Origin of the sequence: Bacillus sp. OTU2372, from assembly GCF_038440275.1 — a bacterium.
GTDB lineage: Bacteria > Bacillota > Bacilli > Bacillales > Cytobacillaceae > Neobacillus > Neobacillus bataviensis_B.
This window is the reverse complement of record NZ_JASATK010000001.1, coordinates 1-13,075: the sequence shown is the minus strand read 5'-3', so window position 1 is coordinate 13,075 and position 13,075 is coordinate 1. Positions and strand designations below refer to the sequence as shown.

Here is a 13,075-nt window from a genome sequence, read left to right as displayed (position 1 = left end):
CTATGCATATGTCACTTTTTCAAAATATTTTGCGAATTTTGTTGTAACTTGCCAAAATTAAATGTAAAATTTTCCTATGAGCTCATTATGGATGGTGAGAAAATGGAAATCACGAAACACCTTTTCTTCAATCTTTCTCTTATGATTATTTTACTATTTGTTGGTTTATTATATCTTGAAAAAAGTAAAAAATTCTCCCTATCAAAGCCCTCTTACATAGGATTGTTTATTTTAACGATATGGTTATGCATTCAATTTTCCTACGCACCTGTTTCATACGCTAGATTTGATTTACGAATGATTCCTTTAGTTCTTGGCGGTTTATATGTCGGTATCGGGCCTATACTGATCGGAGCCATGGTTGCTATAAGAGGATTTTATGGAATCAATATTGGCTTTTGGCAAACCCTGGCTCTTTATATTCCACTTGCATTTATCCTATGGCGCTTCCACCCTTGGTTTTTTAAACAAGCTCCCGCCCGGCGAATTTTATGCACCATATGCATGGGAATGATCCTTGGTATACTGACAGTGCTGGGTATGAGTTTTGATGATGCACCGCTCAACCTTGTTGATGCATGGTTTGCTTATCTTGTAATCCCGTCTCTAGGTATTGGCATCATTTCCTATGGAATTGAATTTATAAGAAAGACTAACGAGATGCAGCAAGAGCTTATTAAGGCGGAGAAATTAAAGGCAGTCGAGCAAATGGGGGCTGCTATCTCCCATGAAATTAGAAATCCACTAACAGCGGCAAGTGGATTTGTTCAACTGTTGCAAGACGATTATTTATCAAGACAAAAAAGAAAGGAATATCTAGCAATCGTTAAGGAAGAATTATTTTCGGCTGAGAGGGTTATTCAGGATTATTTGACATTTGCAAAACCCGCACTCGAATCTCTTGAAGAACTAAATGTAAAAAGCGAACTCCGGCAAATTATCAGTATTCTGCAGCCTATAGCAAACCAAAATTCAGTTGAAATTATCACTGACTTTTCCATAATAGGATTTATTAAAGGAGATGGACAAAAGTTTAGACAATGCTTTGTAAACGTTCTGAAAAATGCGATAGAATCAATGCCGCATGGCGGATATTTACATGTTTCTACCGAATATAGTCAAAATGATGTAACCATTAAGGTAAAGGATACCGGGGTTGGAATGTCTCCACAGCAGCTTGAACGGTTAGGGGAACCATTCTATTCTACCAAAGGAAAAAATGGCACTGGCTTGGGCATGATGGTGGTTTATAGCATTGTCAGAGCCATGGATGGATCCATATGGGTGGAAAGTGATGTTGGAAAAGGAACCACTTTTCACTTTCAATTCCCAACCATTCCGATTAAAGGAAATAAACAAACCGGCAGAGTTTAGAATCTGTCGGTTTGTTTTTTGTTTTTTCTTACTTGCCAATAAACATTTGGGACCAGTTTTTTCCCGTTTGTTCGAATCCTACCCCAATATGTGTAAAGTTAGCACTTAAAATATTTTTACGGTGACCTTCACTATTCATCCAAGCGGTTACTACCTCTTGTGGTGTTCGTTGTCCTTGAGCAATATTTTCACCTGCAGACTTATAAGTGACGCCAAAGTCTCTCATCATGTCAAATGGAGATCCGTAGGTCGGACTGGTATGCGAAAAATAATGATTTTGCTGCATATCCACTGCCTTCTTTTGAGCAACACCACTAAGCTGTGTATCGGCTTTTAAGGCTGGCAAACCATTTTTAGTTCTTTGTTGATTGGTAAGATCGATGACCTGTTGGACATATTGGCTCACAGTTCCTGACGTTACCGTATTATTTTGATTTTGTGCAGCACCACTTGGTGCTTGGGTCTGCTGCTGTCTAGGTACAGGTGTCGCCTGTTGGGCAGGTGCTTGGTTCGGTGCCTGCCGTGTTGTTTGCTGTTGAGCTGGTGCCTGTGCCGCAGGTCTTTGCTGCTGTGTATTCGTTTGTCCTGGTTGAATAAAGCCAAATTGGAACCAGTTTTTTTGTCTAGGATCCACCGTAATATACTGATATTTCGCATCTCTAATTAAAACGGCTTGAGTGTGTGGATATTGACTGCTATTTAAGTTTGTATAATAGGCAGAAATCGTATCATCGTTATTCCTTTTGACTTTTCGCTTATCATTAAAGAGATTTGTATCTAAATCAGGTTCATTATTGTTACGGTTTGAATAATCCTCTGTAAGTGGTCCGTTATGATCGATGCCATTATCTCGATTATTACGAACATTTACAACACGATTATTTCTGTCATTTGAATCAAATCCGACACGATTGTCTGTACGGTCATTTATATCATTACGGTTATCATTATTACAAGCAGCGAGCCCCATCGTAAGGACTGCTGTTAATAGTAATCCAACTGGTTTTTTTATCAACGGTAATACCCCCTCTTTTCAAAATGATCTTGCCTTTTTATTGTTAGTTTTTTTAGGGAAAGTATTATTGGTAATGTCTGAAAAGCGTAAGCGCCTTGATCAGGGAAAAAAGGCGCTGTAGCTAGACAATTCTCAAAGCCATTTTTACCCTATTTTATCTATCGCACAACGCAAAAAAAATTGACAGGAGTATTCTCCTGTCAATTTTTTCAAGCGTATAATTTGGATTCTTCTTTTTGGAAAAAGCTTTTCATCGCATGGAAAACATCTGCTTTTTGCTTGAGTATATAATATCGGAACTGTTCATCCTTGATGTTTTTATAGGCTGACATTAATGTGGAATGGCGATTATATTGATTTACTTCTCCGTAGCCGAACATGTTGGATACTTTCATTAATTCCTCTACGAGCTTCACGCATCTGGCATTGTCGGATGTTAAGTTATCACCGTCAGAAAAGTGGAATGGATAAATGTTGAACTTCCGTGGATTATATTTAGCGTCAATGATTTCTAAAGCTTTTCGATAGGCGGATGAACAAATGGTTCCACCGCTTTCCCCTTTAGAGAAAAAGTCTTCTTCTGTAACTACTTTTGCCTCAGTATGATGAGCAATAAATTCAATTTCTACTGTTTCGTATTTTGTTCGTAAAAACCGTGTCATCCAGAAGAAAAAGCTTCGGGCCATATATTTTTCCCAAATTCCCATACTACCGCTGGTATCCATCATCGCAATCACAACCGCTTTTGAATCAGGTTTCACTACTTCATTCCAAGTCTTAAACTTTAAATCATCCTTGTAAATTGGGTGGAAAGCAGGCTTGCCACTCATCGCATTTCTCTTAAAAGCAGACATCATCGTACGTTTTTTATCGATGTTTCCCATTAATCCGGTTTTCCGGATATCATTGAACTCAATATTTTCTACTAGATGTTCTTGTTCCTCTTTTTTCTTTAAGTTCGGCAGCTCTAATTGCTTAAATAGTGCTTCCTCTAGTTCCATTAAAGATACTTCTGCTTCAAAATAGTCTTCTCCTGCTTGATCACCTGCACCCTGACCCTTTCCTGGCCCCTTTTGCCCGCTCGAACCGTCTCTTGCTACTACGTCACCGACTTGACTCTCACCGTCACCTTGGCCCACGTGTTTGTTTTTATCATAATTATAGCGAATTTTATATTCGTCCAATGAACGAATTGGAATTTTCACCATATCGCGACCATTAGACATAATAATACTCTCTTCTGTAATTAATTCTGGAAGATTGTTGCGGATTGCCTCCTGGACTTTTTCTTGATGGCGCTGTTGGTCATCGTGGCCTTTACGGTGGAGGGACCAATCTTCTCTAGAAATCACAAATTGATGGTTATCGACAGTCACTATAAACCCCTCCTTATTAAATTAAAAATTTACTCCATACTGCACAATTTTTTTAACAAATACATAAAATAACGCGAATGAAAAAAATCAATTAAATGATGGATTACTTTATCCTATGCAGAAGTAGCGAATAATTTACAAATAATTTTGACAATTGGTTGATTGCCTATTAATTGGACAAGATAAACACATAGAGAAATTTTTGTCTAAAAGATTAGGTTAATAGAAATTTATTTATTGGAAAAAAAGAGACTGACAGTGTTTTATCTGCCAGTCCGTACTATTTTAAACCCAAATTATCTGTTTAGTAAGCTTCCTACATAGCGAAGTAATTCATTTGCTGATGTCGAATTATAGCCATGTTCATCAATTAAGCGAGCGACAACATCATTAATTTTCTTCAATTGCTGCTCATCTGGTGTCTTAGATGAAGTGGTAATCTTAACAACGTCCTTAAGGTCAGCAAATAATTTCTTTTGAATCGCTTCCCTGAGCCTATCATGGGAATTGTAATCAAACCGCTTGCCTTTTCTTGCAAAAGCAGAAATCCTGATTAAAATTTCTTCCCTGAAGGCTTTTTTAGCATTTTCAGAGATACCGATTTGCTCCTCAATCGAACGCATTAGTTTTTCATCCGGATTTATTTCTTCCCCTGTTAACTGATCACGCAGCTTTGCTTTATTGCAGTAAGCCTCAACGTTATCAAGGTAATTATCCATTAATGTTTTAGCTGATTCTTCATAGGAGTATACAAACGCCTTTTGCACTTCGTTTTTGGCAATATTGTCATATTCTTTCCGCGCTAATGAGATGTAATTCATATACCGATCTCGCAGCTCAGCCGTAATTGATGGATGCTGGTCAAGTCCGTCTTTTAACGATCTTAATACATCTAAGGCATTAATGGACGGTACTTCTTTACGAATGATGGTCGATGAAATGCGATTAATAACATAACGAGGGTCTATTCCACTCATCCCTTCATCTGGATACTCGCGTTTCAGTTCTTCCACATCTGCCAAATTAAATCCTTCTACATTCTCACCGTCGTAGAGACGCATTTTTTTCAGCAGGTCAATATCGCCCTTTTTCGGTTCCTTTAAGCGGGTTAAGATCGTAAACATCGCAGCAACCTTTAACGTATGCGGTGCAATGTGAACATCCGAAACATCACTCTCATTAATCATCTTTTCATAAATTCTTTCTTCCTGAGACACCTTTAAATTGTAAGGAATCGGCATCACAATAATCCTAGAATGAAGTGCCTCATTTTTCTTATTTGAAATAAAGGAACGGTATTCTGTTTCATTAGTGTGAGCAACAATTAGCTCATCAGCACTAATTAAGGCAAACCTGCCTGCTTTAAAATTCCCCTCTTGAGTTAGTGATAATAAATGCCAGAGGAATTTCTCATCACACTTTAACATCTCTTGAAATTCCATCATCCCTCGGTTCGCCTTATTTAGTTCTCCATCAAAGCGATAGGCCCTTGGGTCTGATTCTGAGCCATATTCTGCAATGGTCGAGAAATCAATACTTCCTGTTAAATCAGCAATATCTTGAGATTTTGGATCAGACGGACTAAAGGTTCCAATACCAGTCCGCTTATCTTCTGAGAAGAATATTCTTTCCACTAAAACATCTTCAATTCTACCTCCATATTCCTGCTCTAAGCGCATCATGTTCAATGGAGATAAGTTTCCTTCAATTCGAATCCCATATTCCTCAAAGAAATCTGCCCGCAAATGATGCGGAATTAAATGCAAGGGATCTTCATGCATTGGACATCCTTTGATGGCAAAAACGGAACCCCTATCCGTATGTGAGTAGTTTTCTAACCCTCTTTTTAACATGGTAACAAGGGTAGATTTACCGCCGCTCACCGGACCCATTAATAGTAAAATCCGCTTTCTTACGTCCAGCCTTTTGGCAGCAGGATGGAAGTATTCTTCAACAAGTCTTTCTAGCGACTCTTCTAAGCCAAATAATTGATTACTAAAGAAATTGTACTGCTTCGTCCCTTTAACTTCTTCAATTCCTGCATCCCTGATCATATTATAAACTCGAGAATGTGCAGATTGTGCTACCCACGGCTTTTCCTTCAACAACAATAAATAGTCAGCGAATGTTCCTTCCCAGCGAAGTTTTTCCTCTTCTTCACGGTACCTCTCGATTTTTTTTAAAATGTCCATATGGCCCTCCCCCTGTAGGTTATCAGAGACGATTAATATACTCTATGCACTAAAAGACTTGAACATGCGTAACCATTTCGAGATATTGTCTATCTTTTTTATTTCATTAAAAGGAATATTGCTCTTTTCATTTTAAAATCTTAGGCTATAATAAAATTGTATGTGTCAGAAAAGCGTCCGTTTAGCGGGTTCCACTTATCAAGTAGTCCTTTAGCTAAACAATCTTATTTAAAAACGGGACAAAGGGGGCAATACATAACATGAATACTTTCATCGTTATTTTAGTAATGGTTGCGTTTTTGGCAGCTATCTTCACAGCGGGGTATAACGACAAACCTGGTACTAATAAATAAGAAAAGCGCAAGCGCCTTGGTCAGCCCCGACAAGCACAAGACAAGCCGGCCGAAAGGTTGCCTTTTAACCTTTTGTACGGATTGACTTGTGACCTCGAGGGGCTAGGCGCTGGAGCTGGACAATTCTCGAAGTTAAAACCTTTTATACTTTCTTATCTCGTAAAAAATGACTGCCACTTGCTGGCAGTCATTTTTTAGTGTAAATCGAGCTTATTTTTTTGTATAAACTCTTTCATATACATTCTATTTTGTTTCGAAAGCATATTGGCGATTTGTTGGGTCCAGCGATCCTTTCTTTGCCCGTTTGTTCTTGTCTCATAATAATCTGAAATCAACTGGTCATATTCATCTAGTTGACCATTATATCTCTCCATATCCTGTTCATATTGATCCACATGAAAAACATGTTTAAGCGGAAGTCTTGGCTTTTTATCTGTAATATGAGACGGATAGCCCACAGCAAGCCCAAACAATGGAATCACTCGGTCCGGTAGGTGTAAAAGTTTTTTCACTTCTTCCAAGTTATTGCGAATTCCACCTATGTAACAGATTCCTAACCCTAAAGATTCTGCAGCAATCGCAGCATTTTGTGCCGCTAAGGAAGTATCAATCATTGCTACCATAAATTTTTCTGTGCTCTCAAGCGATGGGGCCACGTTTTTATGCTCCTTTTCCCCAATTATCGTATGTCGGTAAAGATCTGCACAAAAAACAAAAAAGCACCCATTTTTCTCTACATATTCTTGGTTTCCTGTTAATTCAGCCAATTTTTTCTTCTTTTCTTTATCATTCACACCAATAATGGAGTATGCCTGAATAAAACTCGATGTTGCTGCTGCCTGGGCACAGGATACGATCGTGTGAATTTGCTCGTCCGTTAAAGGCTTATCCTCAAAATGGCGAATCGAGCGATGGTTGAGAATGGTTGAGATTACATCATTCATAGCAAAAATCCTTTCTTTTTAGCAGAAGGAGGCCTTATCTGTTGGCCTCCCGTACTAATTTATTTTAGATTTGGATAATCCTGTTGACGTAATGCTTCGTAAATAAGAATCGCGGCTGTATTTGAAAGATTTAAAGAACGGATATTTTCAATCATTGGAATTCTTAGTGCGGTATCAAGATTATTTTGAATAATGTCCTTTGGAAGGCCTGTGGTTTCACGCCCAAAAATGAAATAATAATCCTTAGCCGTATCACTATAATCAAAACTGGTAAATTGTTTTTGTCCAAATTTCGTTATATAAAAAAAGGCACCACCAGCATTTTTTTCATAAAATTCATCCAGGGAATCGTAATAAGTGATATTTACATGTTCCCAATAGTCTAAACCTGCCCTTTTTAACATCTTATCGTCTGTAGAAAATCCTAAAGGGCGAATTAAATGTAATTGAGTATTCGTTCCTGCACATGTCCGAGCAATATTACCAGTATTAGAAGGAATTTGTGGTTGATATAAAACTACGTGTATAGCCAAAAGATTCACCTCATATTAAAACTCTAAAAGCAATTATACCACTCTGTCCCGTGCTTTCAAGAATCATTCATCGATGATGGAATAAAACTTGTATTTGATATTTGGAGTATAGGCCGATGAATCCTCATAGGCCCAGTATCGCATCCGGCTATTATAGGTATGGGCATTCACTAAAGGCATCCCGTTAGCATCCTTACCAGTAACTAGAGTGTTATGGTTGAACCTTCCATCCCCCTCAAAATCATAACAAATGACATCTCCCAATATTAACTGGTCCGGGCTGCTGACTTCTTTTGCCCGAAGGCCGCTTCTTGAATTTGATAAATATAGCCTTAAAGAATGAGCTACGGCCCAGCTATAGCTCCAGTTACTATGTTGCAGCCACCAGCCTGCATCCCGCTTTGGATAGCCTCGCATCGGAGCTCCCCCAGCGTGAAGGCATTGAGAGATGAAGTTGGTACAATCATTCTGAAACTTTTTATAAGCAGGATTATAGCTATTCCACCAGCGTTCTGCATATTGAACCGCTTTTAATCGGTTATATTCATAGCTTAGCCGTTCGTCTTGGCTCTCATAAGCCAAGATTCTAGTATCTGTTGTCGGAATATCATCTTGCTCTAGGTTCGGCTTAATTTCCTCATCCATTACTAAGCTATTTTTGTAAAACTTGGCTAACCTTTCTTCCATTTCCTCTTCCATATAAAGAATTCCATTTTGTTTAATTAAATATTGGTAGTGGGCATGATATTTGACAGTTTGGAACTCATCCTCCTTAGACTCTTCGATGATTTTCCCTGCCGCTTTCACTTTTACAATCTCTGCTGATCGTTTCGCTGCCGAATCCTGTTTTATTTCAGCCTTTGGAAAAAATATTTTATGACTTCGCTTATTAGAAACAAATTGATTTACCCGTTTTTCAAATAAGTCTTGAAGTAAATGCCGCAAGACAATCCACCCCCTTCCCTTCATACATATGAAAGAAGGTTGGATTTAACTATTAAAAAAGAGCAAAACCAATTGGTTTGCCCTTTAATTGTTATAAAAATTTAAGCCTTTTTCTATTTCTGATTGGACCTCGATATCTGTTTCTAGTTCTTTGGCTTTTCTTAAGGCCGCATAAGCTGTTTCACCGCCGATTTTCCCAAGCGCCCAAGCCGCCGTCCCTCTAGTGACCGGACTAGCTTCGGTTTCTAAGACGTCAATTAAATCGGGAACGGCACTTTCATCTTTAAAATGAGCTAGTGCGATAATAGCATTCCTCTGGATTGGCTTCTTTCCTCTCCAAGCTCCTGAGATAGAGCCGAACCTTTTTTTAAATTCACGATTGCTTAATTTAAGGATTGGTTTTAATAAGGGTTTTGCCACTACAGGATCGGGTTCCATTTCTTTATGAAAATGAAAGTTTATCCCCTTGTTTATCGGACATGCTGTTTGACATGAGTCACATCCATAAACACGGTTCCCTATTTTTTGTCGGAATTCATCGGGAATAAGCTCTTTTGTTTGTGTTAAAAAGGAAATGCAGCGATTGGCATTAATCTGACCTCCCTGTATTAAAGCACCAGTTGGACAAGCATCCAAACACTTAGTACAAGAGCCACAATTGTCTTCAATCGGTGTATCCGGTTCGAAAGGTATATTGGTAATCATTTCTCCTAGATAAACGTAAGAGCCAAATTCCGGGGTTATAATGGAACAATTTTTACCGCTCCAGCCGATCCCTGCTCGTTCTGCTACAGCACGGTCAGAGAGTTCTCCTGTATCAACCATTGATTTCAACTTGGCATTAGGTATTTTATTTATGATAAATTCTTCAAGTTTAGTGAGCCGGTCTCGAAGAATATGATGATAGTCAAGCCCCCATGAAGCTCTGCTAAAGATTCCTCTTCTTTCCCCCTTTTTGCTTTCAACCCGCATTGTCATTTTCGCGGGGTAAGCAAGAGCAATGGAAATAATCGACTGAGCACCTTCCAGCAGCATTGCAGGGGTTACTCGCTTATCTATATCAGGCTCTTCGAAACCCGATTGATAGCCTAGTTCCTGTTGTCTCAACAAACGGTTCTTTAATTGGGAAAATGGAGACGCTGTCGTGAACCCAATTTTATCAATACCGATTTCTTTACTATAGGCAATAAGTTCTTCTTTTAATTCATGAATATCCACTGTTATCTCCTCCTTCCGTCTTTGACTTTTATCTATTTAGGTTGTTGAATTATTAGTTGCACATCTATTTATGATAAACTATTTTCATTAAATTTTGGAGGTGGAATGGTTGGAAATTCGTTTTAATGCGGAAATCTGCGAACTAATACCCGATTTTAAAATTGGGGTAATTGAATATAGAAATATAACGGTAGGAGATTCTCCACAAATGGTGAAAGGCAGGCTCCAGCTTTTCCAAGAATCAATCTTTTTTGATTTGGAAAACAAGCAGCTAACAAATCTTCCCGGCATAAAGGAATGGAGAAATATTTTTAAAAAAGCAGGAAAGGATCCTAACCGATATCGTCATTCAGCTGAGGCATTATTTAGAAGGATACAAAAGCAAAATTATCTTTCTTCTATCCATAGTGCGATTGATATTAATAATTTTTTCTCCTTACAATATCAAGTTCCCATCGGTGTTTACGACTATGATCTGTTAAAAGCTCCTGTGGTGATTCGGATTGGGAAGGAGGGCGAGGCATACAACGGCTTGAACGGAAGGAGCAACTCCTTGGAGCATTTAATTCTGTCTTCCGATGCAACTGGACCATTTGGAAGTCCGTTTGTTGATTCTGATAAGGCCCCTATTACGGTAAATACAAGGAATGCCTTGCAAATAATTTATCTGCGTCCGTCATCCAGTGATGAGGATGCTGCCAAGTTAACTGAATCCTTAATGAACATGTTTACACAGGTACATGGAGGAGAAGCTTCATATCAAATTGTTGGATGCCAGTAATATCGGCATCTTTTTGTTTAGCTGCCAGTTGATTTGCTGCAGATAGTAATTAAATGTCATCCGCCAGTTATTGTTTCCTGTAAATATAAAAAAACGCAATGCATCGTTCTCTTAATGTAACGATACACTGCGTTAGTTAATATGTATGGAGCGGGTGATGGGAATCGAACCCACTACATCAGCTTGGAAGGCTGAGGTTTTACCAGTAAACTACACCCGCATATTTGACAAAATATTGAACGAACTGACTTAATAAGTATTACACAAATTGAATTAAGGAGTCAAGTGATTTCCGCAAATTTTGTCGATTTCCCTCAAACTTTATATTTTGAAGAGCCTTTTTTAGAAATAATTTTTTTCTGCCAATCTATTTATCTAATTATTATTCCTAATTTAATAAAAAATACACTCAAACATAATTTAAGTTAAAACAAAAAAACGTTTCCTAGTGGGAAACGTTTTTTCAAACCAACTGATACCGGTGGTCGGGGTCGAACCGACACTCCAGAGGAACACGATTTTGAGTCGTGCGCGTCTGCCAATTCCGCCACACCGGCGTATTATGTTGTTTAAAGCAATGCCGAGGACCGGAATCGAACCGGTACGGTAGTCACCTACCGCAGGATTTTAAGTCCTGTGCGTCTGCCAGTTCCGCCACCCCGGCAAAATATAATGGCTATTGCTTATTTAGAAATTTTGGAGGCGGCAACCGGATTCGAACCGGTGGTAAAGGTTTTGCAGACCTCTGCCTTACCACTTGGCTATGCCGCCGGATATTATGGAGCGGAAGACGGGATTCGAACCCGCGACCCCCACCTTGGCAAGGTGGTGTTCTACCACTGAACTACTTCCGCAGAATGGCTGGGCTAGCTGGATTTGAACCAACGCATGTCGCAGTCAAAGTGCGATGCCTTACCGCTTGGCTATAGCCCAATGCTTATAAGAATTGGTTATATTATGGGGCGACTGATGGGAATCGAACCCACGAATGTCGGAACCACAATCCGATGCGTTAACCACTTCGCCACAATCGCCACAATATAATTGGCAGGGGTAGTAGGAATCGAACCCACACCAAAGGTTTTGGAGACCTTCGTTCTACCTTTAAACTATACCCCTATAAATGGTGGAGGGGGACGGATTCGAACCGCCGAACCCGGAGGGAGCGGATTTACAGTCCGCCGCGTTTAGCCACTTCGCTACCCCTCCACTATAAAAACAAACTTGCCAGCTTCAGGTGCCGACGAGAGGACTTGAACCCCCAACCTACTGATTACGATTCAGTTGCTCTACCAGTTGAGCTACACCGGCAAAACCTTATAAATGGTGGCTCAGGACGGAATCGAACCGCCGACACAAGGATTTTCAGTCCTTTGCTCTACCGACTGAGCTACTGAGCCATCATATGGCGGTCTGGACGGGACTCGAACCCGCGACCTCCTGCGTGACAGGCAGGCATTCTAACCAACTGAACTACCAGACCGAATTGCGGGGACAGGATTTGAACCTGCGACCTTCGGGTTATGAGCCCGACGAGCTACCGGACTGCTCCACCCCGCGATAATAGAAAATATATAGTTCTTCCATGCTCCAAGTTTACATGGACTGTATCAATCTCAGAATGCTTATTCAAGCAGAAGCTCGATTGATACAACTCGCAGATTATTCACCGAAGCAACGCTCGTTGCTCCACCCCGCGATAATAGAAACTTAAATATTATGGTGGAGGATGACGGGATCGAACCGCCGACCCTCTGCTTGTAAGGCAGATGCTCTCCCAGCTGAGCTAATCCTCCATTTAATAAGAGTTATTTTCGATATTAGAAAAAAACATTGGTGACCCCTACGGGATTCGAACCCGTGTTACCGCCGTGAAAGGGCGGTGTCTTAACCGCTTGACCAAGGGGCCCGATATATTATGGCGGAGAGCAAGGGATTTGAACCCTTGAGACAGGGTTACCCGCCTACACGATTTCCAATCGTGCTCCTTCGGCCACTCGGACAGCTCTCCATAAAATGGCTCCGCAGGTAGGACTCGAACCTACGACCGATCGGTTAACAGCCGATAGCTCTACCACTGAGCTACTGCGGAATAATATTACAGCCTGGCAACGTCCTACTCTCACAGGAACAAAGTTCCAACTACCATCGGCGCTGAGAAGCTTAACTTCCGTGTTCGGTATGGGAACGGGTGTGACCTTCTCGCCATTATTACCAGACTATTTTCTCGACACTATTTTATTATAATGTCTTTTTCATATTTTGCAAGAGAAAAAATTTTTTTCATTCTCTCAAAACTAGATAATGTAGAAGAAGAAGCAAAAACGAGTTTAATCATAAAACA

At 39.8% G+C, this 13,075-nt stretch carries 9 protein-coding genes, 17 tRNA genes and 1 rRNA gene; 2 read left to right on the top strand and 25 right to left on the bottom strand.

What is annotated here, in order from left to right; all coding sequences use genetic code 11:
- Positions 1–102 precede the first annotated feature (102 nt).
- Positions 103–1,374 carry a HAMP domain-containing sensor histidine kinase gene (locus tag AAHB15_RS00135; RefSeq protein ID WP_335574049.1) on the top strand — a complete coding sequence of 424 codons (1,272 nt, stop codon included), beginning with the start codon at positions 103–105 and terminating at the stop codon, positions 1,372–1,374.
- Positions 1,375–1,402: 28 nt separating this feature from the next.
- Here AAHB15_RS00135 and AAHB15_RS00130 read toward each other — a convergent pair whose 3' ends face one another.
- From AAHB15_RS00130 to queG, 7 genes are all read right to left on the bottom strand, one after another.
- Positions 1,403–2,389, bottom strand: coding sequence for a CAP domain-containing protein (locus AAHB15_RS00130; RefSeq protein WP_335574050.1), 987 nt, complete (start codon positions 2,387–2,389; stop codon positions 1,403–1,405).
- A 209-nt stretch (positions 2,390–2,598) separates the two neighbouring features.
- The gene (yhbH, locus tag AAHB15_RS00125; RefSeq protein ID WP_098529663.1) at positions 2,599–3,768 is read right to left on the bottom strand and encodes a sporulation protein YhbH; all 1,170 of its coding nucleotides are present in this window, start codon (positions 3,766–3,768) and stop codon (positions 2,599–2,601) included.
- A gap of 293 nt (positions 3,769–4,061) precedes the next feature.
- Positions 4,062–5,957 carry a PrkA family serine protein kinase gene (locus AAHB15_RS00120; protein WP_144568398.1) on the bottom strand — a complete coding sequence of 632 codons (1,896 nt, stop codon included), beginning with the start codon at positions 5,955–5,957 and terminating at the stop codon, positions 4,062–4,064.
- Positions 5,958–6,504: 547 nt separating this feature from the next.
- Positions 6,505–7,254, bottom strand: a complete 750-nt coding sequence (gene nfsA, locus AAHB15_RS00115) for an oxygen-insensitive NADPH nitroreductase (protein ID WP_335574051.1) — start codon at positions 7,252–7,254, stop codon at positions 6,505–6,507.
- Positions 7,255–7,313: 59 nt separating this feature from the next.
- On the bottom strand, positions 7,314–7,787 hold the full coding sequence (gene trmL, locus AAHB15_RS00110; RefSeq protein ID WP_420491189.1) for a tRNA (uridine(34)/cytosine(34)/5-carboxymethylaminomethyluridine(34)-2'-O)-methyltransferase TrmL: 474 nt from the start codon (positions 7,785–7,787) through the stop codon (positions 7,314–7,316).
- Positions 7,788–7,850: 63 nt separating this feature from the next.
- Complete coding sequence (locus AAHB15_RS00105; RefSeq protein WP_335574053.1) at positions 7,851–8,732, bottom strand: amidase domain-containing protein; 882 nt, start codon at positions 8,730–8,732, stop codon at positions 7,851–7,853.
- An 84-nt stretch (positions 8,733–8,816) separates the two neighbouring features.
- Positions 8,817–9,950, bottom strand: coding sequence for a tRNA epoxyqueuosine(34) reductase QueG (gene queG / locus AAHB15_RS00100; protein WP_342041518.1), 1,134 nt, complete (start codon positions 9,948–9,950; stop codon positions 8,817–8,819).
- 109 nt (positions 9,951–10,059) lie between these two features.
- On the opposite strand from queG, the gene AAHB15_RS00095 reads away from it, so the two are divergent.
- Positions 10,060–10,731: a B3/B4 domain-containing protein gene (locus AAHB15_RS00095; RefSeq protein WP_335574055.1), complete on the top strand. Its 672-nt coding sequence runs from the start codon at positions 10,060–10,062 to the stop codon at positions 10,729–10,731.
- A 146-nt stretch (positions 10,732–10,877) separates the two neighbouring features.
- Here the strand turns inward: AAHB15_RS00095 and AAHB15_RS00090 are convergent.
- The 18 genes from AAHB15_RS00090 to rrf form a co-directional block, all read right to left on the bottom strand.
- Positions 10,878–10,951, bottom strand: a tRNA-Gly gene (locus AAHB15_RS00090).
- 256 nt (positions 10,952–11,207) lie between these two features.
- A tRNA-Leu gene (locus tag AAHB15_RS00085) sits at positions 11,208–11,288 on the bottom strand.
- Positions 11,289–11,309: 21 nt separating this feature from the next.
- Positions 11,310–11,395, bottom strand: a tRNA-Leu gene (locus AAHB15_RS00080).
- A gap of 33 nt (positions 11,396–11,428) precedes the next feature.
- Positions 11,429–11,502 (bottom strand) — tRNA-Cys (locus tag AAHB15_RS00075).
- 8 nt (positions 11,503–11,510) lie between these two features.
- Positions 11,511–11,585 (bottom strand) — tRNA-Gly (locus AAHB15_RS00070).
- Between the two features lie 4 nt (positions 11,586–11,589).
- Positions 11,590–11,664: transfer RNA gene (locus AAHB15_RS00065), tRNA-Gln, on the bottom strand.
- Positions 11,665–11,689: 25 nt separating this feature from the next.
- Positions 11,690–11,765: transfer RNA gene (locus tag AAHB15_RS00060), tRNA-His, on the bottom strand.
- Positions 11,766–11,776: 11 nt separating this feature from the next.
- A tRNA-Trp gene (locus AAHB15_RS00055) sits at positions 11,777–11,850 on the bottom strand.
- 5 nt (positions 11,851–11,855) lie between these two features.
- A tRNA-Tyr gene (locus AAHB15_RS00050) sits at positions 11,856–11,940 on the bottom strand.
- A 29-nt stretch (positions 11,941–11,969) separates the two neighbouring features.
- Positions 11,970–12,042, bottom strand: a tRNA-Thr gene (locus tag AAHB15_RS00045).
- A 13-nt stretch (positions 12,043–12,055) separates the two neighbouring features.
- Positions 12,056–12,131, bottom strand: a tRNA-Phe gene (locus AAHB15_RS00040).
- Positions 12,132–12,137: 6 nt separating this feature from the next.
- Positions 12,138–12,214 (bottom strand) — tRNA-Asp (locus tag AAHB15_RS00035).
- Between the two features lie 3 nt (positions 12,215–12,217).
- Positions 12,218–12,291, bottom strand: a tRNA-Met gene (locus AAHB15_RS00030).
- 160 nt (positions 12,292–12,451) lie between these two features.
- Positions 12,452–12,527, bottom strand: a tRNA-Val gene (locus tag AAHB15_RS00025).
- 38 nt (positions 12,528–12,565) lie between these two features.
- A tRNA-Glu gene (locus AAHB15_RS00020) sits at positions 12,566–12,640 on the bottom strand.
- Between the two features lie 10 nt (positions 12,641–12,650).
- Positions 12,651–12,742 (bottom strand) — tRNA-Ser (locus AAHB15_RS00015).
- A 6-nt stretch (positions 12,743–12,748) separates the two neighbouring features.
- Positions 12,749–12,823: transfer RNA gene (locus AAHB15_RS00010), tRNA-Asn, on the bottom strand.
- Between the two features lie 11 nt (positions 12,824–12,834).
- Positions 12,835–12,950: ribosomal RNA gene (rrf, locus tag AAHB15_RS00005) — 5S ribosomal RNA — on the bottom strand.
- Positions 12,951–13,075 lie beyond the last annotated feature (125 nt).

Excerpts from the sequence above, each read along its gene's own strand:
- AAHB15_RS00135 (WP_335574049.1), top strand. The coding sequence starts at position 103 with ATGGAAATCACGAAACACCTTTTCTTCAATCTTTCTCTTATGATTATT.
- AAHB15_RS00120 (WP_144568398.1), bottom strand. The coding sequence starts at position 5,957 with ATGGACATTTTAAAAAAAATCGAGAGGTACCGTGAAGAAGAGGAAAAA.
- nfsA (WP_335574051.1), bottom strand. The coding sequence starts at position 7,254 with ATGAATGATGTAATCTCAACCATTCTCAACCATCGCTCGATTCGCCAT.